The sequence below is a fragment of the Nitrospira sp. Kam-Ns4a genome, assembly GCF_965152595.1.
Map to the genome: position 1 here is coordinate 3211956 of NZ_OZ224218.1, position 24448 is coordinate 3236403.

A 24448-nucleotide genomic window follows, 5' to 3' on the forward strand; every position below is an offset into this window, starting at 1 on the left:
CGATCATGAATAGTCCGGGCTAGCCTCGAAGCCTGTCGTGGTTGCCGCCCGCGAGCCTCTGCTGCGGGAGCCGGATCGTGAAGGTGCTCCCGCTCCCTTCGAGGCTCTCGACCGTGATCGTGCCTCCGTGGGCGTCCACGACGTCTTTCACAATCCGAGTGCCCAATCCGGTGCCGCCCGGCTTCCGGCTGATCGTCCGATCCGTAAACAGGCTGTCGCGCACCGTCGGCGGCATCCCGCGACCGGTATCCGTCACGGAGAGGACCACGTCGCCGGTCGCGGCGTCCTTGTGGCCCCATACAGTCACGGAACCGCCCGGCGGCGTTTCGGCCAGCGCGTTGTTGACCAGGTTATAGAAGGCGTTGAACAGCAGCCGCTCGTCCGCCTGGATGCATGGGAGCCGGTCCAGCCCCTGGGCGCGCAAGGCGAGTCCCCTCTCGTCGGCGACGACTTGCAGACTCCGGAAGACCCGCTCCACCACCTTGGCGACGTCGCAAACCGTAAATGCGATCGGGGTGATGATCCCCTTCACGCAATCGGCGATCTGCTTGACGCGGTGCTGGATATGCTCCGTGTTTTCCTCGATCATCCCGATCAGCTCGTCGCATCCCGGCTTGCTGGTCCGCCCACAGGCGGTGCCTTGCCGATCGAGCGACCGAAAGTGCTCTTCCAGCTCAGCCTTCAGCAGCCCCGCGCCAACGACGACCGGCTGCAGCATGTTGCGGAGGTCATGGCCGATGTCGCCGACCAGCCGCGCCACCTCCGCGAGCCGGGCCTCTTCGTAGAGCTGTGCGCGCTCAATGGTTTGGGCGGAGATAGCCGAGACGATCGTCAGTATGGCCAGATCGTCCGGTCCTAGGCGCCCCTCGCGCTTGTTCAGCACCTGTAAGACGCCGATCGGCTTGCCCTGCCATCGCTTCAACGGGACCGTGATGAGATCACGCGTGCGGTAGCCGGTCATCTCGTCAATCCCGGCAAAGTGTCGCGCGTCCTCCTTGACGTCAGCAACCACCTCCGGCTCCCCGGAGGTGAAGACCGCGCCGGCGAGTCCCTGATCCCAAGGGATGTCGGTGCCGCGCAGCAGGTCCGCCTTCTCCCCGATGACATAGGTAAAGATGAGTCGCCGAGTGTTCGGGTCGGCCAGCAGCACGGAGCCGGCCTCCGCGCCGACGACTTCGAGCGCGGTGCGGAGCGTTTTCTCGACCAACTCCCGAACGCCGACGTACCGGAAGAGCGCCTCGCAGATGCGGCGCACGGCTTCGAGCTCGCGGGTGCGCTGCAGCAGCTTGCGGTCTTCATGCCGGCGATAGTGCCGCCGCCGTTCGGACATGGACTCGGACGCGGGTGCGCGCACGACGCTCATCACATGCCTCCTCGTAGGCCCGAGCCTGTGGGGAACCGGCGCGCCCGTTCCGGGGAACCCCGCGGACCCGCCCCGGGCAAGCGAGTCGCGTTCGATTGGCCTAGGTCGTGAACTTGTCCTTGAACAGCACGTGCATATCAATCGCGCGCTTGACGGAATTCAAGAGTCGGACCGGATCGGCGGGCTTGATGAGATAGTCCACCACTCCCTGCTTGTACAGGTCGCTGACATTCTCGACGGTGGGGTGAGCGGTCAGCACGATCACCGGCACAGAGGGGAACTGGGATCGGAAGAACGCAACGGCCTGCATGCCGTTGACGTTCGGCATGACGAGGTCGCAGACAATCGTGTCCACTTTGAGCGGGTTGTCGCCGAAGCGGATGGCCTGCATGGCGTGTTGGCCGTCCTCCGCTTCGACGACCTCGAAGTCCGACTTCTCTAAGGTCAACCGCACGGATTTCCGAACTTGCAGATCATCATCCACGACCAGGACGCGTCCCAAGGGCATGGCGGCCTCCTCCTCGCATTAGAGGGTGAAATGACCTTTGTGTCGAACAGGTCCCCCATCAAAGGCGGCACGACTCTAGCAGATCGCAGGAGGCCTGCCAATACGCCATACGGCGTACGCATGCATCCCTACGATACCCTACTCCTGATCTGGCCCTGGTTCGCCGGCCAGGTCGTCGGGGAACCGGCGGAGAAGCCAGGCGCGCGCCTCGTCCAGCGTGCCGAACGCCCCGTCGAGCTGCGCCTCGTAGGCCGCCCGCAGGATCTCCCCCACCCGCGGGCCAGGCTTGAGCCCGAGCGCCAGCAGATGTCGGCCCCGGAGCAGGGGGGCGGGCACGGCATCGGCGGCCGCCAGCGTGCGCGCGATCTCCACGATCGCCGCCATGGTCGGGGGCAGCCCCTTGGGCAGGGGAGGACGGCCACTGGAATCCGCCTCCACTAACCTGGCCAGCATGTGGATGGATTCCCCCGCTTCACCGAGCGCCCGGGCCAGCCGGCGCACGCTGGAGGCGGAGCCGCCGAAGTCAAGGTGGGTCAGATGGTAGCGGCAGAGGGCGCGGACGCGTTGGCCAACCCGCGGGGGGGTGCCAATGCGCCCGAGGAACCGCCCGCCCGCCTCGAGGCGGGCGGCGTGCCCGGGAGACCGAACGCGGTCCCCCTCAATCCGCGTGGTCTCGGGCTTGCCGAGATCGTGGCACAGGGCCGCCAGCACCAGGACCGTCCGGTCGTCTTCGTCCAGCCCGTCCCGCCAGGCCACCCGAACCGCCTCGTCCGTCACCAGCCGCGTATGCGTCCACACGTCGCCCTCGGGATGCCAGGCCGGATCCTGCGGGCAGCCGTCGAGCGCTGCCAGTTCGGGAAAGACGGCGAGCCAGCCGCACTGCTGCAGAAACACGAGCCCGGCGGAGGGCCGGCTCGACCGGGCCGCCCATTTCTGCCACTCGCCCCAGACCCGCTCGATCGGGAGCGAGTGGAACTCCGCCACGAGCCCCCGCGCCATCTCCAGCGTCTCCGGCGCGGCGGTCAGATTGTAGCGCCCCGCAAGCTGCAGGCCGCGCAAGACGCGCAGCGGGTCTTCCGCGAACTTCTCGGTCGTGTGGCGGAGCCGCCGTGCCTCGAGGTCACGGAGCCCGCCGAAGCAGTCAAGGATCTCTCCCCGCTCCAGGTCATAGGCCATGGCGTCGATCGTGTAGTCGCGGCGGGCGGCCGCCTCTTCTAACGTCATACCGGGATCGGAGCTTACCTTGAAGCCCTGGTGGCCGCGGCCAGCCTTGGTGTCCCGGCGCGGGATCGCCACGTCAATGGGCAGACCGTGGAGCTTCACGATGCCAAAGACCTGCCCGACGAGGTCTAGCCGGAAGCGCGCGGCAAGCCGGTCGAGCAGCCGGTCTGGGGCGACCCCGTAGACCTCGACGTCCAGATCTTTCGCCGGCAGCCCCAGGGCCAGGTCTCGCACGCACCCGCCCACGAGCAGCGCCCGGCCGCCTGCATCCCGAACGAGTGCGCAGAGATCCGCCAGGGCCTGCTCCAGCGCCGGGTCAGCCAGACGGAACGTCATCCTCCTCCGTACAACCGCCGTCATCCGGTCAGCCCTCCCGCGCCGGGCCATTCCGCCACCGACTGTCGGCGGACAACCCACCCGCCCGATCGAGACCGCCATCATAGCACCCCGGGCCATCCGGCCAGACCTCTCCACACGCCGCGGACCGTCCTCCCAGAACCTCCGCACCCTGGTCGTGAATCACCCGGCCGACCGCATCGGGTTCTGGGGACTGGGCAGCGGCACAGACCGAAGCGGGTCGGGACCGAACCGGTTGTCCCCGGCCGTGCCCTTGTGGATCCCGCAAGCCAGAAAAATCCCCAAACCCACCAGCGGAATCACGCTGGCCAGCAACCACCAGCCGGAGTAGTCGAAATCGTGCAGCCGCTTCACCTGCACGGCCAGGCTGGGCCACAGCGCGGCCAGCATCAGAAGCCCGGCGAGTACTCCCTCCGCCCCAGCCACGACGTCGAGCGCGAGGACCCCGACGAGGCCCAGCACGTACCAAAGCATGAACAGCCAAAATTTCGACCGCGGAATCCGCCCCTTGAACGAGAACAGGAACGACGTGTCATCGAGCGTCTGTTCAGCCATGGTCTCCTCCCGCCGATCGCAATGGTTCCGCCCGCGGCACCCTCAAGCTGGCACCAAGCGGAGAAACAGCCCCCGGTCCTTCTGCATCTGGGCCACGAGTTGGGCGAGCAGGTCGTCCACCAACAGCTTCATCGCCTCCTTGGACCACCGCTCGCCCGAGAACAGCCCGCCAAACTTGACGAACACCGGCACATCGGATGAGGCCTGGCACGAGGTCACCAGCCAGCCGCCCTGACCGGCTTCGAAGACCTGGACGGAGGCCGCCCCTTTGAAGTGCCATTCGAACTCAACGAAAGGCGCCGGCAACAGCAGCAAAAACCCGGTCAAAAACGCCTTGAAGTCGTTGCCGCTCCCCTCGGCGAAGGAGCCTTCGAAGGCGGCGTCTATCTCGAGGTTCAGCCAGCTGTCGGGGACCGTGGAATAGTGGACGGACCGGAACAGCTTCGCCTGGGTCAGCCGCGTGACCAGCGCCGCACCCATGTCACTGGTCCAGAACTTATTCTGGCTGTGATGCCGCAACCCCGCAACGAGCGGGAGCGGCGCGCCGAACGGATAGGGCGCCGGCGACTCCTCGGGCTTGATCACCCGCACGCCGCAGCCAGCCTGCAGGACGGCGGCGCTCATGACCAGCAGGACCACCGCCTTCGATATCATCAGCAGGCCCATCGCACCGCGAGCCTCCGTCAGTGAACGAGGCTCCAGCCCCTCAGCCGTTCAGGCTCCGGCGTCAGTTGGGGAGTCTGCCTGGCGTTCTTGTCCCGCTTGGATTGGTCTTCCACCGCTGGCCTGACGACACGGTAAATCTCCACCAGGTCCGTCTTTCCCTCCTTGACGGCCTTCAGAAAATGATACGTGAAGAGGCCGTGCTGCTTCTCCGTATAGGCCCAGGACACCTGGGAGGGTTGGCTTGCGGCGAGGACCGCTACGTGGGGAGGGAACGTCTTGGTTTCGTCCACCACGAGGCCCATCGGCTTGGCGCCCTTGGCCATGACGGTGCGCTCGCCGCCCATGCCGGAGAAGCAGGCGTCCAGCACGACCGTCACTTGAGCCACCTCCAGGCGCTTCAGGTTTTCCTTCAGGCGACTGAGCGGATAGCCGGTGTCCGGCAGCGACTCCGGGTCACCATCGTAGGGGACCAGATACGGGGCGCCCGTTTGCGGATCGGGCGAGCCGTGTCCTGAATAGTAGATGAAAATGCGGCTGTCCGGGGAGACGTGATTCGGCAGCCAGGTCTGGAACGTTTTTTTGAAGCTCGAGAAGGTGGCCCGCTCGTTGACGAGCAGCTCGATGTTGCGCTCCGGAATGCCCATGGCGACCAGGTACTCCTTGACCAGCCGGGCGTCGTTCTCGGCATACTCCGCCTTGGGGAGATCGCGATACTTCTCCACGCCGATCACGACGGCGACGTCCTGCTCGCGGGGACCTACCTTGAACCGGGGAACCTCTTCGATGTTGACCGTGCTGGCCACGACGGGCTTCTGGGGCGTGACAGGGAGCGCCGGCGCCGTCGGCGCCGGAACCGGCCGAGACACGGCCGAGGCGTATTGCCGCAGCCTGGCATTCGTTCCCAGGAACCGAGCCAACTCCGTCAGGCCATTGAGCAAAATCGTCTCGAAGGAGAGCCCGACCTCATCGGCTGTGGGGCCTCCGACCAGAAATGCCGAATTGAAGACCCCTCCCTGCGGCTCAACCCGCCCGCTGGCCAGGACCTCTCGACCGCGCCCGTCCGTGACGGCCGCAGTGAGCGAGACGTAGCCAGTCATGAAGGGCGCCAGCCAGGGCTGGTAGGGGGCGAAGGGGAGCAGAAAGAAATAGGCGTTTTGCAGGTCACATTTCTGTTCGATCCGCGGGACGGGTGGCGCCAGCTCGATGAGCGCGTCGTACTGCCCGGAGGCCATGGCGGCCTGTTTGTCGGTGACGACGTCCACCGTTTCGAAGGCGCGCGAGAAGATCACTGGCGCGTGCCGCTCGACCTCCCGCCCCAATGGAAGGGTGAGCGCGGCCTCGTAGCCCAGGGTCAGCTTGCAGCCAACCTTGATCTCCTGGGTCGCCGCCGTCACGGTGGGAGGTAGGACGAGCGCGGCCCGCAGCGGCAGCAGCCGCATCGCCAGCGGCGGCACATCCGGATTCTGGGGAAAGGCGGCCGTGATCTGGCCCCCGGCGCACCCCAGCACGCCCAGCGCCGCGAGCAGGCCCAGCCCCGCAAGTCCGTCCGCAGCCGAGCGATACCTCCCTCCCCATCCCGATCGCCTCCCGCCCGATCGCCTCCACCCCCACGTCTGTCGGTGGCCGCCCCGCGGCCTTACCCGTATCTCCTCTTCCGCAGGTCAGAGCGGCGGTACCGCCGCGCGTAGGCCTGCACGGCCGCCTCCGTCCGGTTCCGGACCCCCAGCTTTTGGTAAATGCGTTCCAGGTGTTTCTGGACCGTCCGGGCGCTCAGGTGCAAAGCCAGGCCGATCTCGCTATTCGACCGCCCACGGACCACTAGGGACAGCACTTCAGCTTCCCGCCTACTCAACCGGCTAGGTTCGGTCATCATGATCGGCTTCCTTGGCAGCCGCCGGAGAGCCGGGCGCTGCACCAGGGCGGGGCCTGGCCGGGGCGCGCGGCGCCGCAGTGGTCTTTTAACGGGCCCGGTGCTATACTTCATCCCCCGCCCCGGCCTGGGACGGCTCCCCCGGTCCGGTGGGCATTTGCTGCCGCACCATAGCAGCCCGGTCCAGGCGTGGGAATACGCCATACGGCGTACGTAAAATGATTGGGGACATCCGGGCCGCAGACCGCCGTCCGTCCGGAGCGCCAGCCCGGTTTTCCCGCTGCCCGGGGGATGACTCGCTGACCCCTGGGGATCTTTCCAGAGGAGGGTGTGCACCGATACGGACCAGACCGGGCGGCTCGGCCGGTGATCCGCCTGGCGGAGGCCATGGCCATGCGATCTCAGTTGCAGACGCTCAACGCAGCGGAGAAGCACTTGCGGACGGCAGCCCGGCCGGCGCCGGCGTCCGGCTTGCCGGAGATGGCCCAGGCAGCAGCCGGCGTCTTCTTGGCGAACGAAGAGTTGCACCTCCAGCGGCAATTCGCGTCGCTCCACCTGGCGATCGAAACGCTCGGCCAGGGCATCCTGGAAGCCACCCCGCAAGGGCAGATCCGCTGGGCGACCATGCGAGCCCGCCAGCTCCTGGCGATCTGCGCGAACGGCGCGGCCCGGACCGGTCAGCTTCCAGGAATCCTACGAAGCTGGGTAGCGCGGCACCCCCCCCCAGCCGCGCTCGGTCGGTTCCCGTCCCCAGACATGGTCATCCGGAGGGATGGTCGCCAGGTGCTGGTACGCCTCGCCCGCACGCGGGGCCGTTGCTGGCTGTTCCTGGAAGAGCAGCGAGGAGCGTCCGTGGCGGACGTGCTGGAGCCCGTCGCGTTGACCCACCGGGAGTGCGACGTCCTCGGCTGGCTTGCCGAAGGCAAGAGCAACGCGGACATTGGCCACATCCTCGGAATCAGCCCGCGGACTGTGCAGAAGCACCTGGAGCGGATCTACCAGAAACTGGGCGTCGAGACGCGCACGGCCGCGGCCGCCCGCGCGCTGGAGCTGATTCAGCACCAGGCGAGCTGACGCACCGGTGCAAAGGGCCCGGGGCGTGGTGTACAATCACGCCCGTGCCCCCGTAGCTCAGGAGGATAGAGCAGCGGTTTCCTAAACCGCGGGTCGCACGTTCGATTCGTGTCGGGGGCACCACCTGGCACGGCCGGGACGGCGCCACCGCCCCGGCACGATGCCCCCGAGCAGAGGGATTCCATGGAAGTCGTCATCGGGGCCGTCGTGGGAGCCGCTCTCGTGTTGGCCGCTCCTCGCCTGTGCTTGGCAGTCCAGGAGGCAGCGCGTCCGCTGGCCAAGGAGCTGATCAAAGGGGGCCTGCTCCTCTACGAAGCCATGAACGACTTGGTCGCTGAAGCCAAGGCGGAGATCGCCCAGGCGAAGCAGGAGGGAGGAGTGGAGGCGGAGAGAAAGGGCTGACCCGTCCGTGGAAAGCCCCGATTGGCAGGTCCCCACCAGCGCTGGCTGTCCTGAGTCAGCCCTGACCACCGTGTAACAATTCCTCGTACGGGTTGTCATTCTTACCGGCCCCGGCTTTCCTGCGCCACGGTTCCGGGGCCGTCTTGGTCAGCGCTCCTCCGGCTCCCCCTTGAGATGTGGACTACTTACGAGTCATTTCCCTCAGCAGAGCATCGTGGCATTCTCTTTGCGTAAGTGCCTTGACCGAAACACCATGCAGGAGGACATCCCATGCGGTCATATCGCAATTTCCATCGAGATCTTCGGCCCCCGGTCTTGACCCCGCGCCAGAGCCGGGTGCTCCACCTGGTAGCGCAAGGGCTCACCAGCGAGGAAATCGGTCGCCGACTGCGCATCAGCCCGAGGACGGTTCAGGTGCACCGCTCCCACGCTATGGAGGTTCTGGATGTTCGCAACGCGGTGCAATTGATCCGCAAGGCTATAGCCTACCGTCTGCTGACGCCACGCCACCTCGGGGTTCCGGGAAGACGCCGCTCCTCCCGAGCGGCACACCGGTGGGGCGCGTCCCGCCGGTCCACGAGGCGTCGCTGACCTAGCGACGTCCGGCTTCCCGGGCAGCGGCGCGGCCGCAACGGGCCTCCGGCACATGGCGCGGGGAGTCCGCTCCCACACGCCGCGGCATCCCGCGCCCGCGTCGGCCCGACCGGTGACAGGGCCTTCCGTGCCCGATTATACTTCGCCCATGCCGGTCGCCACGGTCACCTTCAAGAAATGCATCCTTAACGTGCCGGAATGCGAGCCGGGCGATGGGCGCGTGGGCTCGCGCGTCTTCTTCGATCTCGAGATCGACGGCGCCCGTCACCCTGACCTGTGTGTGGACATCGTCCATCCGGTTGGAGAAGCACTCGCCGAGCAGCCAGTCGCGGTGACGCGGCCGAGCGGCTACGGGGGCCCACTCAACTTCCCGGTGTTTCGAGACCTGGTGACGTTCTATTACTTCCAGGTAGTGGGCGCGCGCGGGCTACTCGGCGGGCTCCGCGAGCCCCGATTGTTCCGGGGCTACACGCTGGCGCCAGAGATGCAGGTGCAGTTCGAGGTGGGCGGGCGGGACGCCTGATTCGGCAAGGCAGCCGGGTCGTCTACGGATTCTGCGCCTGGTATTCGGCGGCGAATTGGGCGAAATGGATCGTGAGCTGGTCGAGGACGCTGGTCTTGGCCTTGTCGCGGGTGCCGTGGACGAAGGATTCCAACGCCCAGGCCCGGGCGTCCACGGGTTGCGCCGTGTCGGTAAACGTCGCCTTGCGGCGCAGCTCAAGCGCCACGTGGCCGAAGAAGCCGTCGAACTGGTCCGTGGAGATGTTCTGGAGGAAGACCTTGAGGAACAGCCGATTCGGGCAGGTGCGATCCACTTTGAGCCGCGGCAGTTTCGTCTGGAGCTGGGTACGCAGCGCCTCGCGGAGCACCTCGATGGTCGTCCCCAGCGAGGAGCCGGATTCCAGGACCGCCGCCTCCGGATTGACGCAGTCGAGCTTCCGGAGCGGTGAGTCCGCGTGCCCACCCGCCAGGAGCGGCAGGAGGACCGTTCCAATGACCAGGAACAGGAGACGACGGGGCAGAGTTCCCATACCCAAGTACCCGTGTTTTCCAGTCTCGTAGACCGACTCAGCATACGCTTCTCGGCCCAGTTCGTCCAGCAGGACGGCCCTTCCGCCAGTTCCCTCCACATCGCCATCCACGCCGCGAGGGGTTGCAAGGGTCGCATCGGCCCGTGATTTCGGTTCGGCCACGCCCGCCGTTTGTGGTACAAGTGGGCCCCGTTCGACCCCACACCCGTTCCACGAAAGGAGGACTGGCCCATGCCCATGCTGAGATCCATCCGAAGCCTCCTGCTGTTGTTTCCCCTGCTCGCCGCCTGTCCGGACCTCGAGCTACAGGCGGCCCCTGCACGAAGGGCCCCACCGGAGACCGCCGTCCAGGTGTACAAGAAGGTGGCACCGGCGATCGTGTTCATTATGTCCGCCTATCTCACCAAGCCCCATCAGCCGGCCTCCCCCTATTCAGGCATCGGCTCGGGCGTCCTCCTGGACCAAGACGGCACGATCCTCACCAACGCCCATGTGGTGGCCGGCGCGGCGAAAATCATAGTGATGCTGCACGACAACCAGCGGATGCCGGCCGAGGTGATCGGCCTGGACGCCCAGACCGACCTCGCCCTGCTCCGCATGGCGCTCCCGAAGAACTTCCGCGCCGCCGTGCAGCTTGGGGATTCCGACCAGGTCGAGATCGGACAGGAGGTGCTGGCCATCGGCCATCCCTTCGGATTGGGCTATGCGCTGACCACCGGCGTGGTCAGCGGGTTCGGCAAGACCCCGGAGACGGGCCGGCTCTTTCACGAGCGCGTCATCCAGACCAGCGCTCCCATCAACCCGGGTAACAGCGGAGGCCCGCTCGTGGATCTCGATGGTCGCGTCATCGGGATCAATACGGCCATCCTGCTCGGGGCGCAGAACATCGGCTTCGCTATCCCCATCAACGTGGCCAAGGAGATCGTCGCCGAGTTGCGCGTGAACGGCCGCGTGATCCGGCCGTGGCTCGGATTTCGCGGAAAGCTCCTGACTGACGAGGTCATCAATTTGTTCGCCCTGCCGTTGACGAGTGGCTTGATCATCGAGGACGTGGAGCCGGGAAGCCCGGCGGACCGGATCGGGCTCCACGGCGGGGACCTGAACGTCACCATCGAGGGGGAACCTTGGGTCCTGGGCGGGGACATCCTGAAGGCGGTCAACGGGATGGAGCTTCGGACTCCGGAGCAGTATCGAAATGCCTTCAAGGGATTGAAGGTGGGGCAGACGGTCGATCTCAGCATCGTGCGGAACGGCGCGCGCCAGACAGTCCGGGCGACGCTGGAGGAACGGCCCCGCGCCTCCGCCACGCCCGAAGAGCCGTCAAGTCAGGGCCAGGGGCTACGTCCGCTATGAGGGACCTGGTCGGCCCTACGGCCATCGGCCTGCTGCTGGCCGCCTGCCTCGCGGCGGACGGCGGCTGGCTCGCGCCGCGGTCCGCGCATGCGCAGGCCCGGGCGGACGAGACCAGGCAGGAAAAGATCCGGATCCAGATCGAACCCTCCACCTGGCTCGCCGAAGGGCAAACCCGGTGGAGCCACAACGCCTCAGGAGTCAACCCGAGCCTCGGCAACCCGACATCGAGGCTCACGTACAAGGACGTCGTCACGACCGTCGCGCAGATCCGCGGACGGGTCACGTTCGCCAACGGTCTGTTCGTGACAGCCGACTACGGCTACGGCACGATCGGCGGCGGACGGCTCACCGACGACGACTTCCTGGCCGGCCAGGTACGCTGCTGCAGCACCCACAGCGACCTCCCCGGCGACGACCTCTGGTACGTGAACGGTGCGGTCGGCGGGGAGGTCCTCACCTTCTTCGACCGCCGTGGTTCCCTGAAGGTGTTCGGCGGCTTTCAATACTGGCGGGAGACCCTGATCACCACCGGCGTCACCCAAGTGGTCTGCACGTCGCCGGGCGTCCTGTGCAATCCGGCGGGCACCGTCTCCAACATCGGACAACCGGCGGTGACCAATCAGGCAAGCTGGAGCTCGCTCCGGGTCGGGGTCGAAAGCGGGCTGCAGGTCCTCTCACGGCTGCGGCTTGACGCCGCGGCGGCCTTCATTCCCTACACCTTTCTGGACAACAAGGACATCCATCACCTGCGGACGGACCTCCAGCAGAGCCCGAGCTTCTCGATGCGAGGCACTGGGATTGGCGCCAATGTCGAAGGGACGGTGAGCCTGATGCTCATGGAGGGGCTGTATCTGACGAGCGGGTACCGCTTCTGGTGGGTGCAGATCACAGACGGCACGTGGACGAACCATCCCGTCTCGGGGAGATCGAGTTCCGTCCCGCTCACCGAGTTCCGCACCATGCGCCAGGGCGCGACGGTCGGACTGGCCTTTACGTTCTAGCTGCGGCCGCGCGCTGGCCAGCCTGGCTGTATGACGGGGCAGCCCGTTACAGCTCACTGGACCGGGCCGGCGCCGGTTTGCCCTGGAAAAAGCGCTGGATACGTCCCATCAGCGAGCGGGCTTCCTTCTCCAGGGCCAGCTTGGCGTGCTCCTGGCTCATCTGTTGCCGGGCCGCCGCGCTCTGCACACGCCGGCTTGCCACCAGCTCGCTGATCCGGGCGATCAATTCCGGCTGCTCGACGATGATCCCGCTGAGCGTCTGCTTGCCCAGCACCATCACGCGCAGGGGAGTCTTGGCGACCACGGTGGCCGAACGCGGCTCGCCGGTCAGCAGGGAGATCTCGCCGAAGAACTGGCCTGCCTGAAGGGTGTTCAGGATCTTCTCCTCCCCCTCGTGCTCCAGCACGACGTCCGCAGCACCATCGAGGATCACAAACAACTCCTCGCCCGGCTCCCCCTGCCGCACGACCTTCTCGCCTGGGAGAAACTCCTGCGACCGGGCCCCACGCGCCAGTGTCTGCACCTGCTCGGCCGACAAGGCGGAGACGAAATCAATGCCGATGAGAAACGACGCGAAACGGTCGGCCTCGTCCCGCTGGCCAATGCCCCGGCCAGCCTCCTCCATCTGGACGGTCATCCGGGGAGAGGAGCGGGGGATGCCCAGCCGCCGGAGCGCGCTCCAGACGTAGGTCCGCGCCCTCCCTTCGATCTCGGGCGCGCGGCCGTAGTCCCGGATCGCGAACTTGAGGCGGAACTCCATGCCCGTGGCCGTAAAGGCGCTGAGGGTCGCCTCCGGTTTCGGCGTCCGCAGCACCCCCTCCACGGCACCTGCCGCCTCGGTCAACACGCCGCAGACCACCATTGGCGGGGGACCATCGGCGACTTCCACCAGAATCGAGCAGATGTGGGCAGGTGCCCGGCTGTAGTTGACGATGCCGGAGCGGACGACGTTGTCATTGGGCAGGATGACGGCATGCTGCTGCCGGGTCATGATCGTGACGTGGCTGAAGCTGATCTCGGTCACGATCCCCTCGTAATTCAGCACGGAGATCCAGTCCCCCACACGGATCATCTTGCCCAGGGAGATCCCGGAGAAGAACCGAACCAGGGTGTCCCGGAGCGCCACGCCCACCACCGCAGTCGCGACCGTGGGCACCGCCACGAGCGCGATCGGATTGACGTGCAGGACGAACTCCAGGACCACGAGGCCGGCGACCACGAGGCCCGCCCCCAGCACCAGCGTCCGGACCACCTGCGGAACGTGTGCGCGGCGGCGCTCAATGAGGTATTCGCCGATGACCGCGAGGTCCAGGGCCTTGAGGACGAAGAAGGAGGCACACAGCCAGGCCGCCACCCGCAGGGCGTTCATCGCCCGCAAAGACGGCACCGGCAGCATCTCGGCCTGGATCAGGAGCAGCAGGGAAGCCAGACCGACCGTCGCCCCCGCTCCGACGGGGATTGACGGCGAAACCCTCCTTCCGCGCCGGCGCGCGAGGACGGCCAGCCAGACGACGACGGCGGCGCAGGCCAGCGCGAGGGTGGCGATTTTGCCGAGGAGCGGGCCGAGGTCCATGCAAGGGTCCTTGGGCAGCCGCACGATGGCGCGCCCGGCAGGAATCGAACCTGCGACGACCAGCTTAGAAGGCTGGGGCTCTATCCAACTGAGCTACGGGCGCGGCCGTCGGACGCCGTCGGACCTCGCCAGTGTAGACGAGCCGGCACGGGCGAGCAAGTTAGTCCTCCCGCAACTGAACCTTGCAGGCCCCGCACCGCCTCGGGCTCACACTGAACGTCCCCCCGCTCCACGGCGCCTTCTGACAGTTCGGACATTTAAACACCAGCACCGCCACGAGGACCGACACGAGGATGAAGAAGATCGCCGCCTCGACTTGAACCGTCGTCCACGGGTCGGTGAAGGTGCCGCTCGAGTCGGACGGCAGGCCGTACCTAAACAGGAGCCCGGCGAGCAGGCCGAGGACGAGTGCGGTCAGGGCAAGGCGACGCCGGCGTTGAAATCTCCGAATAATGACCCGCTTGGTGATCTCGAGCTTCATAGCCATCCGGCCTGGCCCTCGTCGCACCGGCTCGGTCCGCCACCTCATCTCGCCACTCGGGAAGCAGTAGTAGGACCGGCTCTCGCCCGGTGGAGGCTCTAAGGCGCCGGGCACCTATTCTATGGCTGGGGATTGGCTAAGTAAACTGGCGCGCGCGGTGACAGGGGCGCTAAGCGCGCCGGCCCAGGCTAACTCCATGAAGAAAGCGGCCCCAAGGTACGGCTGCAGCGACATTGTTGAAGCCCACCGGTCGCTGCATGGCGAGCGAGGTTGGTCGGGGCGGGCGGATTTGAACCGCCGACACCCTGCTCCCAAAGCAGGTGCGCTACCGGGCTGCGCTACGCCCCGACGGGGCCCGATGTCCGGTCACGCTGAAGCAGCCGCTCCCTGAGCTTGCGAAAGGCCTGCGCGCGGTGGCTCAGGCGATTCTTGTCCGCCGGGCTCAGCTCGGCCAGCGTCTTCCCTAGGTCCGGGAGGTAGAAGACCGGGTCGTAGCCGAACCCGCCCTGGCCGGCCGGATGTTCGGCAATGTAACCATCGAGCACGCCTTCGACGACCTCGAGCCGGTCGTCGGGACCGGCGAAGGCGGCCGCCGTGAGGAAGCGGGCCCGCCGCCGTTCCCAAGGGACTCCCTTCAGCTCCCGCAACAGCTTTCTCCAGTTGTCTTCGTAGGTCGCTCCGTCGCCCGCATAGCGGGCCGCGAAGGCCCCGGGCCGGCCGCCCAGCGCGTCCACCATCAGGCCCGTGTCGTCAGCGACCGCGGGGAGGCCCGTGTACCGCGCGGCGGAGACCGCCTTCTTGACGGCGTTGGCCTCGCAGGTTTCACCATCCTCGACCACCTCAGGTGCGCCAGGAAACTCGTCCAGTGTGCGGATGCGAATACCAAGGTCGCCCAGGATTGCAGCCAGCTCCCGCCTCTTGTCCTGATTCCGCGTCGCCAGCACCAGGTCGGTCAGAGGAAACGCCATGGTCATCACCCAATGGTCAATCGCAACAGAACGCCGCCACCCACCGGTTCTGCACTAATGACCAGTGACCACTGACAGACAACCGGTCACGATCCTGCTCACGCCAGATCCCCGATGAGGTCCTTCTGGAGTGCCACCAGACGCTGGATCGCCCGCCAGCCGGTCTCGAGGAAGGCATCCAGGTCTGCCTTCGCGAAGGGGCGGCGCTCCGCCGTACCCTGGACTTCCACGTAACGCCCGCCGCCGGTCATGACCAGGTTCATGTCCACCTCGGCCATCGAGTCCTCTTCGTAGGCCAGATCCACGAGCACCTCGCCGCCGACCTTGCCCACACTCACGGCTGCCAAGTAGTCCGTGAGCGGGCGCCTCTTGATCAGATCCTTCTTCTTGAGCGCGGCGAACGCATCGGCGAGCGCGATGAACGAGCCTGTGATCGAGGCAGTGCGCGTCCCCCCGTCGGCCTGGATCACGTCGCAGTCAATCCAGATGGTCCGCTCGCCCATCTCGCTCATATCCGTGACGGCCCGCAGCGCACGCCCCACAAGCCGCTGGATCTCCAGCGTCCGCCCGCCCTGCTTGCCGCGGACCGCCTCCCGCTGCGTCCGCTCCTGGGTGGCGCGGGGAATCATCGCGTATTCCGCCGTGACCCACCCCTGGCCCTTGTCCTTGAGGAACGGGGGCACCTTCTCCTCGACCGAGGCCGTGCAGATGACCTTGGTCCCCCCCATCTCGATCAGGACCGAGCCCTCGGCGTACTTAATGAAATCCCGGGTCACTTTGACGGGCCGCAACTGATCGTTGCGCCGCCCGTCCCTGCGCAAGAGGCTCGCGCCGTGCTCCATGAAAGGCTCCTGGGTGTGTGGCGGAAGCGCGAATTATAAAGAAGGGATGGACAAAGATCAAACCGCGCCGTGCTCAGGCCTCCGGCTCATCGCGTCGCTCGGGTGGCCGTGCGCCACGCCGGGCGAGCGCCACACGCGCCACCAGCAGGGCAACGATCAGCGCCCCGACCCCGACCGCGAACAGGCCCTCATGGGGAAACAGATACGGCATCGGGCCGAGCGTACCCGGTCACGGCGGCAGAAGCAACTGGTGGGTCGGTCCGGTCGCCTCGTGCCCCGCGGCCGGGCGGATGCGCGGTTTGTCCCGCTCGCTTTCATTCCCCTCGGCTTTCTGCTACAACCGTTCGCAGATGCTGCCGGCTTGGCCGCAGCCGCCACAGAGCGCGACAGCTCGCCACTCAGCGGACCGGGAACGATGGAACAGTCGCAGATCCTCATCGTTGATGACGAAGCGCCGATCCGGACCATGCTGGCGAGATTGTTGGAGGGGTACGGCTATGCCTGCACGACGGCCGCCGATGCCGCCGAGGCGCGCGCCCGCCTCCAAGAGAAGCGGTTCGCCCTGATTCTCTGCGACGTCAACATGCCGGGCGAGTCCGGGCTCGATCTCGTCACCGACGTGCTCGCCGAGTACCAGGACATCGCCGCGGTGATGGTCACCGGCCTCGACAACCCCCATCTCGCTAACACCGCGCTGGAGCTCGGCGCGTACGGCTACATCATCAAACCCTTCGAGTCCAACGAGGTCCTCATCAACGTCGCCAACGCGCTGCGCCGGCGCCGCCTGGAGATCGAGAACCGCGCCCACCGCGAGCACCTCGAGCAGACCGTCCTCGCGCGCACGGCGGAGCTGCGGCGCGCGATCGAGCGCCTGCAGCGGGCAGAGCAGGAGGTCCGGCTGTCCCGCGAGGAAACGATCAAGCGGCTGGCCATCGCCGCCGAGTTCCGAGACAATGCAACGGCCCAGCACATTCAGCGCATGAGCCACTACTGCGCCATCCTGGCCCGGCGGTACGGGCTCGACGCCGAGCGCTGCGAGCTGATTCGGATCGCGAGCCCCATGCACGACATCGGCAAGCTCGGGACCCCGGATCACATCCTCCTCAAGCCGGGCAAGATCTCGCCGGAGGAGTTCAAGATCATGGCGCAACATTCCGAGATGGGCTACCGCATCCTCGCCGACTCGGACGCGGAGCTGCTCAAGCTGGCGGCCACGATCGCCTGGACCCACCACGAACAGTACGACGGCTCGGGCTACCCGCGCGGGCTGGCCGGTACCGCGATTCCACTCGAGGGCCGGATCGCTGCGATTGCCGACGCCTTCGACGCGATGAGCAGCCGCCGCATCTACAAGCCGGCCTTTTCCATCGAGCACACCGTGGAGCTGATGCGGGAGCGGCGGGGGACCCACTTCGACCCGGAGCTGCTCGATCTCTTCCTGGAAGCCCTCGACGAAGTGGTGGCGATCCGGCAGCGCTACGCGGACGACTAGCGAGTCGGCGCGGGCGCCCGCGTGATCCTCGCTGGAGCCGCCACCGAACATTGACAGGCGCGCGGTCGGTCTGGTAAAGTCCCTGCCGCTCATGCCGGTTGGTCCTCAGGGGTCCCCTGCCAGGCACTGAATCCGGTCCGCAACCCACCAGCATCAGACCGAAACGGACGCACAGAGGAGGATCGTGCTATGACGACGAGCATCGCTTCGCGCAACTGGATTGGGTATCTCTGCGAGGCGGCCGTGGCCGCCGGCGCCATGCCGACCTGGGAGGCCGCCGACTACTTCAGCGGCCATCTGTTCGGCGAGTCGCCGAACAGCCGGCTGCACGATTCCAAGGCGCCCTACGAAGCCATCTCCCAGTTCCTGCACCGTGTGTACAGCCCCATCGTGGAAGCGGCGACGCGGGCCGTGGACCTGCCGGCCGCGTCCATGCTCCACATCTTCACAGACATCAGCCTGATCGGGAACTCCGCCGTGCTGGTCGTCTATTTTCCAGGCAGGAACCGCCCGCACCAGCTCCTGCTGCTGGACGCCGTGCGCGCTTGGGAGCTGGTCTTCCCGGACTCGACCGCGTTCAACGCCTGGGCCGAGGAGCGATACGGCTGGATCGTGACGGCGCTTCGGACCGCTGTGGCCCACGAGTCGGCCGAGGCCGTGGCGGCCGCCGAGTCGTGCATCCTCAGCGTCTGACCTGCAGACCGCATAGTCCAGGGTTAATGGGTCATGGTTCAGGGAAAAATTGGGAAACTCCGCCCATCACCCATTGACCATCAACCATCAGTCATTCACGCCGCGTCTGAGGGCTCGTAGCCGAGATTCGGGCCGAGCCAACGTTCGACGGTCTCGAGGGGCAAGCCCTTGCGCCGCGCATAATCTGCGACCTGGTCGCGGCCGAGCTTGCCGACGGCGAAGTAGTGGGCTTCCGGATGGGCGAAGTACAGCCCGCTCACCGAGCTGGCCGGGATCATGGCATAGCTCTCCGTGAGCGTGATCCCCGCCCGCCGCTCCGCCTGGAGCAGATCGAACAGGGTCCGTTTCTCGGTGTGGTCGGGACAGGCCGGATAGCCAGGGGCCGGCCGGATGCCGCGGTACCGCTCGCGGATCAGGTCCTCCTGGCTGAGCCGCTCCTCCGCTCCATAGCCCCAGTCCGTACGGGCCCGTTGGTGCAGGTATTCGGCGAAGGCCTCGGCCAGGCGGTCGGCTAGCGCCTTGGCCATGATGGAGCTGTAGTCGTCATGGTCCCGCTCGAACCGTGCGCAGAGCGCCTCCAGGCCGATCCCCGCCGTCACCGCGAAGGCGCCCAGGTAATCCGGCAAGCCTGTTGAGCGCGGGGCCACGTAGTCGGCCAGCGCCAGGTTGGGCTGCCCGTCCGGCTTCTCGCCCTGCTGGCGGAGGGTGTGGACCGCGGCGAGGACCGCGGCGCGCGACTCGTCGGCGTACAGCTCGATGTCGTCCCCGACGCTGTTCGCCGGGAAAAACCCGTACACGCCGCGCGCGGTCAACCAGCCCTCCTTCACGATCTCCCGCAACAGGCGCTGTGCATCCTCGAACAGTTCCCGCGCCTTCGGGCCCACCTTGAGGTCCTCGAGAATCTGGGGGTAATGGCCCCGCAGCTCCCAGGTGTGGAAGAACGGCGACCAGTCAATGAACGGCACGAGCTGCTCCAGCGGAACGGAGTCGAGCGTGCGCACGCCGAGAAACGCGGGTTTGGGCCGGTCCACCCGGTTCCAGTCGAAGGACGGCTTGCGGGCCCGCGCCTGCTCCAGCGTCAGCAGCCGGGCCGTCGTCTGCCGGGCCTGATGGGCCTGGCGCACGGTCTCCTGCTCGCGGCGGTTCTGCTCGAGGAACCGCGGCCGCTGCTCGGCGTCGAGAAGCTGCCCGACGACGCCCACGGCGCGCGAGGCGTCGAGGACGTGGACGACGCCCGGCTCGTAGGCCGGGGCGATCTTCACCGCCGTGTGCGCCTTGCTCGTCGTCGCCCCGCCGATCAGCAGGGGCACCCGGAACCCCTCGCGGGTCATCTCGCGGGCCACGTGGACCATTTCGTCGAGGGAGGGTGTGATCAGGCCGCTCAGCCCGATGATGTCCACCTTCTGCTCGCGCGCCGTCCGGAGGATCCGCTCGCAGGGGACCATCACCCCCAGGTCGAGGACCTCGTAATTGTTGCACCCGAGGACGACCCCGACGATGTTCTTCCCGATGTCGTGCACGTCCCCCTTGACGGTGGCGAGCAGCACTTTCCCGTGCGCCTGCGCGCCGCCTAGGGCCTGCTTCTCCGCCTCCAGGTACGGCAGCAGATACGCGACCGCCTTCTTCATGACACGGGCGCTCTTCACCACCTGCGGGAGGAACATCTTGCCGGCGCCGAAGAGGTCCCCGACCACGTTCATCCCGGCCATGAGCGGCCCTTCGATCACCGCGAGTGGCTTGCCGTACTTCTGCCGGGCCTCCTCGACATCCTCCTCGATGTAGTCCGCGACGCCCTTGATCAGGGCGTGCGCCAGGCGCTCCTCGACCGTGCCCTGCCGCCAGGCCTCGTCCTTGGCTACCGCCCTGCCCTGCTGCTTGACGGTCTCAGCGAAGGCGACGAGCCGCTCGGTCGCGTCCGGCCGCCGGTTCAACAGCACGTCCTCGACCAGCTCGAGGAGGTCCTTGGGGATTTCCTCGTACACCGCGAGCTGGCCAGCGTTCACGATTCCCATGTCTAGGCCAGCCCGGACCGCGTGGTAGAGGAAGGCGGCGTGCATGGCCTCCCGCACGACGTTGTTGCCGCGAAACGAGAACGAGATGTTGCTGATCCCGCCGCTCACCTTGCAGTACGGCAGCGTCGCCTTGATCCGCCGCGTCGCCTCGAGGAAGGCAACCGCGTAGTCGTTGTGCTCCTCGATCCCCGTCGCGACGGTCAGGACGTTCGGGTCGAAGATGATGTCCTGCGGCGGGATTCCGACTACCTCGGTGAGGAGCCGGTACGCGCGCGTGCAGATCTCGACCTTGCGCTCGACGCGGTCAGCCTGGCCGCGCTCGTCGAAAGCCATGACCACGATCGCGGCGCCGTACCGCCGGGCGAGCTTCGCGTGCCGAAGGAAGGCCGCCTCACCCTCCTTGAGACTGATCGAGTTCACGACGGGCTTGCCCTGGACGCACTTGAGCCCCGCCTCGATTACCTCCCAGTTGGAGCTGTCGATCATGATCGGGACCCGCGCGATATCTGGCTCGGACGCGATCAGATGCAAGAACTTCTGCATGGCCGCCTTGGAGTCCAGCAGGGCCTCGTCCATGTTCACGTCGAGCATCTGGGCGCCGCCCTCGACCTGCTGCTTGGCGACCGCGAGCGCCCCTTCGTAGTCGCCGCTGAGGATCAGCTTGGCGAACTTGGGCGAGCCGGTCACGTTCGTCCGCTCGCCGATGTTGACGAAGTTCATGTCCGGCCTGATGGTAAGCGGCTCCAGACCACTCAGCCGCGTCCAGGGCTCAGGCGTGGGCAGCACGCGCGGCGGGCAGTCCCAGACCGCCGCGGCAATCGCGCGGATGTGCGCCGGGGTCGTCCCGCAGCAGCCACCCACGATGTTCAGCCAGCCATTCGCGGCGAACTCGCGCAGGTTGGCAGCCATGAGCTCGGGCGTCTCATCAAAGCCCCCGAAGGCGTTGGGCAGCCCCGCGTTGGGGTAGCAACTGAGGAAGACTGGCGCGATCCGGGACAGCTCCTCGAGATAGGGCCGCATCTGCTTGGCGCCCAGCGCACAATTGATCCCGACGCTGAGCAGTGGCATGTGCGCGATGGAGTTCCAGAACGCCTCGACAGTCTGTCCCGAGAGGGTCCGCCCGCTCCGGTCCGTGATCGTCACCGAGACCATCACCGGCACCCGGCGGCCCGTATCCTCAAAGTATTGGTCAATGGCGAACAGACAGGCCTTGCAGTTCAGCGTGTCAAAGACGGTCTCGCAGAGCAGCAGGTCTACGCCGCCGTCCAGGAGCCCGCGGACCTGTTCGGTGTAGGCGGCCACCAGCTCATCGAACGTGACGGCGCGGAACGCCGGATTGTTCACGTCCGGCGACATCGAAGCGGTGCGGTTGGTCGGGCCGATGGCGCCCGCGACGAAGCGGGGCCGGGAGGGGTCTTCCGCCATGCTCGCGGCGGCCGCGCGGCGGGCTACCTGCGCGCCGGCCCGGTTCAGCTCGTACACGTGCGCCTCGAGCCCGTAGTCCGCCATCGAGATCGCGGTCGAGTTGAACGTGTTCGTCTCGATGATGTCGGCGCCCGCCTCCAGGTACTGCCGGTGGATGGCCTCGACCACCTGCGGCTGCGTGAGGCACAACAAGTCGTTGCAGCCCTTGAGATCGCGCGGGTGTTCGGCAAACCGGGTCCCGCGGAACCCCGCCTCGTCCAACCGATAGGCTTGGATCATCGTCCCCATCGCGCCGTCGAGGATGGCGATCCGGCGCAGCAGCAGCTCCCGGAGTTGGGCCTCTCTCGGCGATTCGCTTCCCATCACCTGCCCTGCACCCGTCACGCGTCACCCGTCACGTCCCAACGTGCGGTCACTATACTGGATCGCCCCAGACCAGGCAAGGCGACAGCGGCTCTGGTGGGGCGTCTTGACATCGCCTCCACCGGTCGCTACGATGAGCCCTGTTTGGATGGCGAGGCTTCCGGCGCCTATGATTCCGCTGGCGTTGCTGGTTGCGTGGCTGCTCCTCTTCCCCTCGCTCCTGTCGCCCGTCCGGTCCGCCTTCGGTCCGGATCAGGCCTACGCTAAGGCCATCTTCGAAGACGGCTACCTGGGCCTGACCCAGACGGAGCTGCGCGAGAAGCTCGGGCCGCCCCACGCGGTCCGGGACCGCAAAGCGGCGCTGCGGGTCTTCAACTATTACTCGTTCAGCGACTGGGAGAAGTTCTACAAGAAGCTGATCTCGCCGCAGAACGGCGAGGACGTGTACAACTACAAGCGCAACGGCGTGGACGTCCGGTACTCGTTCAGCTACGTGCCGGACCTGAACGACCACTCGGACTTTCCGACCCTCTCGGTAAGCCTTGTGGATATCGAGTTCTCCCCGCCCGTCCCCATCGAGCAGGTTCCCGAGCTGGTGCCGGAGTTCAAGCCACCGGAGGAGGCGTCGGCCCCGGCCTTCCGGTCGAATCTCTGGGTGTTGGTCTTCAAGGGCGCGCCGGCGCCGGAAGCGCGAGCGATCGTCCGGGAGCGCACCAAGGATCGCCTGGACTGGACGCTGGCGTTTCAGATGTTCTCGCTGCAGGGGCTCCCGGAGTTCCTGACCACCCGCGCGCTGATTGACCGCATGGAGATCAGCGCCCAGAGCATCGAAATGGCCAAGCGGCGCGCCAAGCTGACCCACGAGCCGATCATGAACCCCTTCTCCAAGGAGTTCGCCAGCCGGCCGGCTCCGCCGCCGCCCGCGAGCAAGAAGATCCCCGTCCCCAAGTACGCGGACTAACCTGGCTCACTCGTCCGCGAACTTCAAATCCGCCGCGTCGGCCAGCGACAGGTATGGCTCGCCCCACTGAGCGCGACTCTCCAGGCTCCACTCCTCGTGGACCGCCACGGGCTTGAGCCGGATGCCCCAGTTGCCCCCGAAGACGAGGTAGGCGAGCCCGGCCCCCGAATCCTCCACCATCTGCGCATAGGCCGGACAGGTCGGCGCCGCCGGATCGTCGCGCCAGCCGACGACCCAACACCATTCGCCGCGGCTGCTCCGCTCGAAGCTGCGAACCTGCACCACCGGCCGTGGCGGCCCGACCTCCTTGAACCGCAGGAACACGGCCTGCTCGCAGTTGGGGTTACTCTCCACCTCGACGAGCATCCGACCCTCCACCGATTCACCCGCGCAGGGACAAGCGAAGAACCGCTGCCCCTGCCCACCGCCCTTGACGCCCCGCTCACCCCTCCGATAGACTTCAGGCCTATGCCGCTTCAGACGGAAACCCGCGACGTCCTCTTGCCCGCTGAGCTGCCCGCCGCCACGCCCGCGCAGGAGAAGCTGGCCTGCTCCACGCCCATCCTCTGCCGCCCGACGGTGCGGGTGGGCTTGTATGCCTTCCTGGCCATCCTGCTCCTGCTCATGCTGGTCTGGCGGTTCCTGCCAGCCTTCACGGACCCGACGTTCGAGCGGCACATCCAGGAAAAGAAAGTCGCAGTCGGCATGACGCGCGAGCAGGTGCTCAAGGCCTGGGGCGGGCCCTACTCCATCAACATCAGTTACACCAAGGACGGGCTACGGCGCGAAGAGTGGATCTACGAGGACTGGGAAAGCCCTTCTGTCGTCAAGCACCGGTACCTCTACTTCGAAGAGGGCCTGCTCGTCGGTGGCTGGTATGCCAAATGACGCGCGCCGCAGGGTCCGTTCATCCGACCTCTTCGGCGCGCGGCGCGGGCGCAAGCCGGCCCAAGAGTGTCCCGGCCCGGTCGAGATCCCACTCCTCCACCATGACGGCGCAGGCGGCGAAGGGCACCCCCGGCAGCAGGCTGCCCAGATGTTCGTTCCGCACGAAATAGGCGATCCCGTTGCCGTCGAGGAGGCTCTTGATCAGGGCGAGCTCCCCGACATCCTGGGGTTCGATGAGCTTGACCATCGCCGTCTCTTCCGAGCGCGAAGCGCCGCGGGGCGCGGACCCCGCCCAGGCCTCCGGACCATTCTATGAAGCTCCCGGCCCGACTGCAACCGCCGCGGCGCATTGATTTTTCGGAGGACGCTTCTTACACTAGCCGGCTTGGCGGATCGCCTGGGTGCGGACGAGGGAGCGCGGCTGATCAGGGGGTCTCGGTGAGTTGTACGCGGCGCTCTTGACCGGGGCCTCCGGAGATCGTCAGCACGCGCTTCCATTCGCGCACCTGGTAGATGGCCCAGGCGCCGGGCCGGCCTTTGTAGTAGGCCTCGGGATCTTCGCCGCTGGCGTTGAGATAGATCGGCTCCGTAAACCCTTCGTCGAGCACGTAATCCAGTAGGCTATCCGTGGTAAACCCCTTGCCGCGCAGCGACACGTCAGCCAGGAAGGTCAGGATCTCGTCAGGTTTCTGCAGCGTGACCGGCTCCATCGTGAAGACGCCTCCAGGCGCGCGCATTCTAAGCGGCCGGGAGTG

General features: G+C 66.9%; 27 protein-coding genes and 3 tRNA genes. 11 read left to right on the plus strand and 19 right to left on the minus strand.

All coding sequences use genetic code 11. The features are described from left to right. Window positions 1-19: 19 nt before the first annotated feature. From ACWHYQ_RS16030 to ACWHYQ_RS16060, 7 genes are all read right to left on the minus strand, one after another. Window positions 20-1363, minus strand: a complete 1344-nt coding sequence (locus ACWHYQ_RS16030; RefSeq protein WP_447973112.1) for a sensor histidine kinase — start codon at window positions 1361-1363, stop codon at window positions 20-22. 100 nt (window positions 1364-1463) lie between these two features. Beyond that, window positions 1464-1871: a response regulator gene (locus tag ACWHYQ_RS16035; protein ID WP_447973113.1), complete on the minus strand. Its 408-nt coding sequence runs from the start codon at window positions 1869-1871 to the stop codon at window positions 1464-1466. Window positions 1872-2009: 138 nt separating this feature from the next. Continuing rightward, complete coding sequence (locus ACWHYQ_RS16040; RefSeq protein ID WP_447973114.1) at window positions 2010-3428, minus strand: HD domain-containing protein; 1419 nt, start codon at window positions 3426-3428, stop codon at window positions 2010-2012. A 183-nt stretch (window positions 3429-3611) separates the two neighbouring features. Next, on the minus strand, window positions 3612-4004 hold the full coding sequence (locus ACWHYQ_RS16045) for a DUF805 domain-containing protein (protein ID WP_447973115.1): 393 nt from the start codon (window positions 4002-4004) through the stop codon (window positions 3612-3614). 42 nt (window positions 4005-4046) lie between these two features. Further along, complete coding sequence (locus ACWHYQ_RS16050; RefSeq protein ID WP_447973116.1) at window positions 4047-4670, minus strand: hypothetical protein; 624 nt, start codon at window positions 4668-4670, stop codon at window positions 4047-4049. A gap of 17 nt (window positions 4671-4687) precedes the next feature. Then, the gene (locus ACWHYQ_RS16055) at window positions 4688-6178 is read right to left on the minus strand and encodes a caspase family protein (RefSeq protein ID WP_447973117.1); all 1491 of its coding nucleotides are present in this window, start codon (window positions 6176-6178) and stop codon (window positions 4688-4690) included. 128 nt (window positions 6179-6306) lie between these two features. Next, window positions 6307-6543: a response regulator transcription factor gene (locus tag ACWHYQ_RS16060; protein ID WP_447973118.1), complete on the minus strand. Its 237-nt coding sequence runs from the start codon at window positions 6541-6543 to the stop codon at window positions 6307-6309. A 384-nt stretch (window positions 6544-6927) separates the two neighbouring features. Between ACWHYQ_RS16060 and ACWHYQ_RS16065 the strand changes: the two genes are divergently transcribed. The 5 genes from ACWHYQ_RS16065 (at window position 6928) to ACWHYQ_RS16085 (ending at window position 9133) form a co-directional block, all read left to right on the plus strand. Continuing rightward, window positions 6928-7614, plus strand: a complete 687-nt coding sequence (locus tag ACWHYQ_RS16065; protein WP_447973119.1) for a helix-turn-helix transcriptional regulator — start codon at window positions 6928-6930, stop codon at window positions 7612-7614. Window positions 7615-7660: 46 nt separating this feature from the next. After that, window positions 7661-7737: transfer RNA gene (locus tag ACWHYQ_RS16070), tRNA-Arg, on the plus strand. Between the two features lie 60 nt (window positions 7738-7797). After that, the gene (locus ACWHYQ_RS16075) at window positions 7798-8016 is read left to right on the plus strand and encodes a hypothetical protein (protein ID WP_447973120.1); all 219 of its coding nucleotides are present in this window, start codon (window positions 7798-7800) and stop codon (window positions 8014-8016) included. A gap of 270 nt (window positions 8017-8286) precedes the next feature. Beyond that, the gene (locus ACWHYQ_RS16080; protein ID WP_447973121.1) at window positions 8287-8607 is read left to right on the plus strand and encodes a response regulator transcription factor; all 321 of its coding nucleotides are present in this window, start codon (window positions 8287-8289) and stop codon (window positions 8605-8607) included. 130 nt (window positions 8608-8737) lie between these two features. Next, complete coding sequence (locus ACWHYQ_RS16085) at window positions 8738-9133, plus strand: hypothetical protein (RefSeq protein WP_447973122.1); 396 nt, start codon at window positions 8738-8740, stop codon at window positions 9131-9133. 22 nt (window positions 9134-9155) lie between these two features. Here the strand turns inward: ACWHYQ_RS16085 and ACWHYQ_RS16090 are convergent, their stop codons facing one another. Next, window positions 9156-9641: a hypothetical protein gene (locus tag ACWHYQ_RS16090; RefSeq protein WP_447973123.1), complete on the minus strand. Its 486-nt coding sequence runs from the start codon at window positions 9639-9641 to the stop codon at window positions 9156-9158. Between the two features lie 231 nt (window positions 9642-9872). On the opposite strand from ACWHYQ_RS16090, the gene ACWHYQ_RS16095 reads away from it, so the two are divergent. Together ACWHYQ_RS16095 and ACWHYQ_RS16100 are read left to right on the plus strand one after the other, a co-directional pair. After that, window positions 9873-10994, plus strand: a complete 1122-nt coding sequence (locus ACWHYQ_RS16095) for a S1C family serine protease (RefSeq protein ID WP_447973124.1) — start codon at window positions 9873-9875, stop codon at window positions 10992-10994. Next, window positions 10991-11995 carry a hypothetical protein gene (locus ACWHYQ_RS16100; protein WP_447973125.1) on the plus strand — a complete coding sequence of 335 codons (1005 nt, stop codon included), beginning with the start codon at window positions 10991-10993 and terminating at the stop codon, window positions 11993-11995. Before ACWHYQ_RS16095 ends, ACWHYQ_RS16100 begins: the two co-directional genes overlap by 4 nt. Before the next feature lie 46 nt (window positions 11996-12041). Here ACWHYQ_RS16100 and ACWHYQ_RS16105 read toward each other — a convergent pair whose 3' ends face one another. The 7 genes from ACWHYQ_RS16105 to ACWHYQ_RS16135 all read right to left on the minus strand — a co-directional run bounded on the left by ACWHYQ_RS16105 (window position 12042) and on the right by ACWHYQ_RS16135 (window position 16070). Next, window positions 12042-13568, minus strand: a complete 1527-nt coding sequence (locus tag ACWHYQ_RS16105) for a cyclic nucleotide-binding domain-containing protein (protein ID WP_447973126.1) — start codon at window positions 13566-13568, stop codon at window positions 12042-12044. 26 nt (window positions 13569-13594) lie between these two features. Continuing rightward, window positions 13595-13671, minus strand: a tRNA-Arg gene (locus ACWHYQ_RS16110). A gap of 57 nt (window positions 13672-13728) precedes the next feature. Next, window positions 13729-14049: a hypothetical protein gene (locus tag ACWHYQ_RS16115; RefSeq protein WP_447973127.1), complete on the minus strand. Its 321-nt coding sequence runs from the start codon at window positions 14047-14049 to the stop codon at window positions 13729-13731. Window positions 14050-14320: 271 nt separating this feature from the next. After that, window positions 14321-14397, minus strand: a tRNA-Pro gene (locus tag ACWHYQ_RS16120). Continuing rightward, entirely contained in the window at window positions 14388-15005 is a 618-nt protein-coding gene (locus ACWHYQ_RS16125; protein ID WP_447975582.1) for an XTP/dITP diphosphatase, read from the minus strand. The genes ACWHYQ_RS16120 and ACWHYQ_RS16125 overlap by 10 nt, the downstream gene beginning before the upstream one ends. A 110-nt stretch (window positions 15006-15115) precedes the next feature. Next, window positions 15116-15859: a ribonuclease PH gene (rph, locus tag ACWHYQ_RS16130; RefSeq protein WP_447973128.1), complete on the minus strand. Its 744-nt coding sequence runs from the start codon at window positions 15857-15859 to the stop codon at window positions 15116-15118. Between the two features lie 73 nt (window positions 15860-15932). Continuing rightward, window positions 15933-16070 carry a hypothetical protein gene (locus tag ACWHYQ_RS16135; RefSeq protein ID WP_447973129.1) on the minus strand — a complete coding sequence of 46 codons (138 nt, stop codon included), beginning with the start codon at window positions 16068-16070 and terminating at the stop codon, window positions 15933-15935. A gap of 204 nt (window positions 16071-16274) precedes the next feature. On the opposite strand from ACWHYQ_RS16135, the gene ACWHYQ_RS16140 reads away from it, so the two are divergent. Together ACWHYQ_RS16140 and ACWHYQ_RS16145 are read left to right on the plus strand one after the other, a co-directional pair. Further along, a complete protein-coding gene (locus tag ACWHYQ_RS16140) occupies window positions 16275-17351 on the plus strand; it encodes an HD domain-containing phosphohydrolase (RefSeq protein WP_447973130.1) in 1077 nt (358 codons plus the stop codon). Between the two features lie 189 nt (window positions 17352-17540). Then, on the plus strand, window positions 17541-18044 hold the full coding sequence (locus tag ACWHYQ_RS16145; protein ID WP_447973131.1) for a hypothetical protein: 504 nt from the start codon (window positions 17541-17543) through the stop codon (window positions 18042-18044). 95 nt (window positions 18045-18139) lie between these two features. Here ACWHYQ_RS16145 and metH read toward each other — a convergent pair whose 3' ends face one another. Then, on the minus strand, window positions 18140-21844 hold the full coding sequence (gene metH / locus ACWHYQ_RS16150; RefSeq protein ID WP_447973132.1) for a methionine synthase: 3705 nt from the start codon (window positions 21842-21844) through the stop codon (window positions 18140-18142). 148 nt (window positions 21845-21992) lie between these two features. Between metH and ACWHYQ_RS16155 the strand changes: the two genes are divergently transcribed. Next, on the plus strand, window positions 21993-22805 hold the full coding sequence (locus tag ACWHYQ_RS16155) for a hypothetical protein (protein WP_447973133.1): 813 nt from the start codon (window positions 21993-21995) through the stop codon (window positions 22803-22805). A gap of 6 nt (window positions 22806-22811) precedes the next feature. Here ACWHYQ_RS16155 and ACWHYQ_RS16160 read toward each other — a convergent pair whose 3' ends face one another. Continuing rightward, window positions 22812-23171 carry a hypothetical protein gene (locus ACWHYQ_RS16160; RefSeq protein ID WP_447973134.1) on the minus strand — a complete coding sequence of 120 codons (360 nt, stop codon included), beginning with the start codon at window positions 23169-23171 and terminating at the stop codon, window positions 22812-22814. A gap of 102 nt (window positions 23172-23273) precedes the next feature. On the opposite strand from ACWHYQ_RS16160, the gene ACWHYQ_RS16165 reads away from it, so the two are divergent. Continuing rightward, the gene (locus ACWHYQ_RS16165) at window positions 23274-23693 is read left to right on the plus strand and encodes a hypothetical protein (RefSeq protein WP_447973135.1); all 420 of its coding nucleotides are present in this window, start codon (window positions 23274-23276) and stop codon (window positions 23691-23693) included. Between the two features lie 19 nt (window positions 23694-23712). On the opposite strand, the gene ACWHYQ_RS16170 is transcribed toward ACWHYQ_RS16165, so the two are convergent. Together ACWHYQ_RS16170 and ACWHYQ_RS16175 are read right to left on the minus strand one after the other, a co-directional pair. Next, the gene (locus ACWHYQ_RS16170) at window positions 23713-23940 is read right to left on the minus strand and encodes a putative signal transducing protein (RefSeq protein WP_447973136.1); all 228 of its coding nucleotides are present in this window, start codon (window positions 23938-23940) and stop codon (window positions 23713-23715) included. Between the two features lie 178 nt (window positions 23941-24118). Next, window positions 24119-24403 (minus strand): hypothetical protein, encoded by a 285-nt coding sequence (locus ACWHYQ_RS16175; RefSeq protein WP_447973137.1) that lies wholly within the window; start codon window positions 24401-24403, stop codon window positions 24119-24121. Between the last annotated feature and the right edge of the window lie 45 nt (window positions 24404-24448).

What these genes read in the sequence shown, in the direction of transcription:
- ACWHYQ_RS16030 (WP_447973112.1), bottom strand. Translation starts at nt 1,363, where the DNA reads ATGAGCGTCGTGCGCGCACCCGCGTCCGAGTCCATGTCCGAACGGCGG.
- ACWHYQ_RS16035 (WP_447973113.1), bottom strand. Translation starts at nt 1,871, where the DNA reads ATGCCCTTGGGACGCGTCCTGGTCGTGGATGATGATCTGCAAGTTCGG.
- ACWHYQ_RS16040 (WP_447973114.1), bottom strand. Translation starts at nt 3,428, where the DNA reads ATGACGTTCCGTCTGGCTGACCCGGCGCTGGAGCAGGCCCTGGCGGAT.
- ACWHYQ_RS16045 (WP_447973115.1), bottom strand. Translation starts at nt 4,004, where the DNA reads ATGGCTGAACAGACGCTCGATGACACGTCGTTCCTGTTCTCGTTCAAG.
- ACWHYQ_RS16050 (WP_447973116.1), bottom strand. Translation starts at nt 4,670, where the DNA reads ATGGGCCTGCTGATGATATCGAAGGCGGTGGTCCTGCTGGTCATGAGC.
- ACWHYQ_RS16060 (WP_447973118.1), bottom strand. Translation starts at nt 6,543, where the DNA reads ATGATGACCGAACCTAGCCGGTTGAGTAGGCGGGAAGCTGAAGTGCTG.
- ACWHYQ_RS16065 (WP_447973119.1), top strand. Translation starts at nt 6,928, where the DNA reads ATGGCCATGCGATCTCAGTTGCAGACGCTCAACGCAGCGGAGAAGCAC.
- ACWHYQ_RS16075 (WP_447973120.1), top strand. Translation starts at nt 7,798, where the DNA reads ATGGAAGTCGTCATCGGGGCCGTCGTGGGAGCCGCTCTCGTGTTGGCC.
- ACWHYQ_RS16080 (WP_447973121.1), top strand. Translation starts at nt 8,287, where the DNA reads ATGCGGTCATATCGCAATTTCCATCGAGATCTTCGGCCCCCGGTCTTG.
- ACWHYQ_RS16090 (WP_447973123.1), bottom strand. Translation starts at nt 9,641, where the DNA reads ATGGGAACTCTGCCCCGTCGTCTCCTGTTCCTGGTCATTGGAACGGTC.
- ACWHYQ_RS16095 (WP_447973124.1), top strand. Translation starts at nt 9,873, where the DNA reads ATGCCCATGCTGAGATCCATCCGAAGCCTCCTGCTGTTGTTTCCCCTG.
- ACWHYQ_RS16100 (WP_447973125.1), top strand. Translation starts at nt 10,991, where the DNA reads ATGAGGGACCTGGTCGGCCCTACGGCCATCGGCCTGCTGCTGGCCGCC.
- ACWHYQ_RS16105 (WP_447973126.1), bottom strand. Translation starts at nt 13,568, where the DNA reads ATGGACCTCGGCCCGCTCCTCGGCAAAATCGCCACCCTCGCGCTGGCC.
- ACWHYQ_RS16115 (WP_447973127.1), bottom strand. Translation starts at nt 14,049, where the DNA reads ATGAAGCTCGAGATCACCAAGCGGGTCATTATTCGGAGATTTCAACGC.
- rph (WP_447973128.1), bottom strand. Translation starts at nt 15,859, where the DNA reads ATGGAGCACGGCGCGAGCCTCTTGCGCAGGGACGGGCGGCGCAACGAT.
- ACWHYQ_RS16135 (WP_447973129.1), bottom strand. Translation starts at nt 16,070, where the DNA reads ATGCCGTATCTGTTTCCCCATGAGGGCCTGTTCGCGGTCGGGGTCGGG.
- ACWHYQ_RS16140 (WP_447973130.1), top strand. Translation starts at nt 16,275, where the DNA reads ATGGAACAGTCGCAGATCCTCATCGTTGATGACGAAGCGCCGATCCGG.
- ACWHYQ_RS16145 (WP_447973131.1), top strand. Translation starts at nt 17,541, where the DNA reads ATGACGACGAGCATCGCTTCGCGCAACTGGATTGGGTATCTCTGCGAG.
- metH (WP_447973132.1), bottom strand. Translation starts at nt 21,844, where the DNA reads ATGGGAAGCGAATCGCCGAGAGAGGCCCAACTCCGGGAGCTGCTGCTG.
- ACWHYQ_RS16155 (WP_447973133.1), top strand. Translation starts at nt 21,993, where the DNA reads ATGGCGAGGCTTCCGGCGCCTATGATTCCGCTGGCGTTGCTGGTTGCG.
- ACWHYQ_RS16160 (WP_447973134.1), bottom strand. Translation starts at nt 23,171, where the DNA reads ATGCTCGTCGAGGTGGAGAGTAACCCCAACTGCGAGCAGGCCGTGTTC.
- ACWHYQ_RS16165 (WP_447973135.1), top strand. Translation starts at nt 23,274, where the DNA reads ATGCCGCTTCAGACGGAAACCCGCGACGTCCTCTTGCCCGCTGAGCTG.
- ACWHYQ_RS16170 (WP_447973136.1), bottom strand. Translation starts at nt 23,940, where the DNA reads ATGGTCAAGCTCATCGAACCCCAGGATGTCGGGGAGCTCGCCCTGATC.
- ACWHYQ_RS16175 (WP_447973137.1), bottom strand. Translation starts at nt 24,403, where the DNA reads ATGGAGCCGGTCACGCTGCAGAAACCTGACGAGATCCTGACCTTCCTG.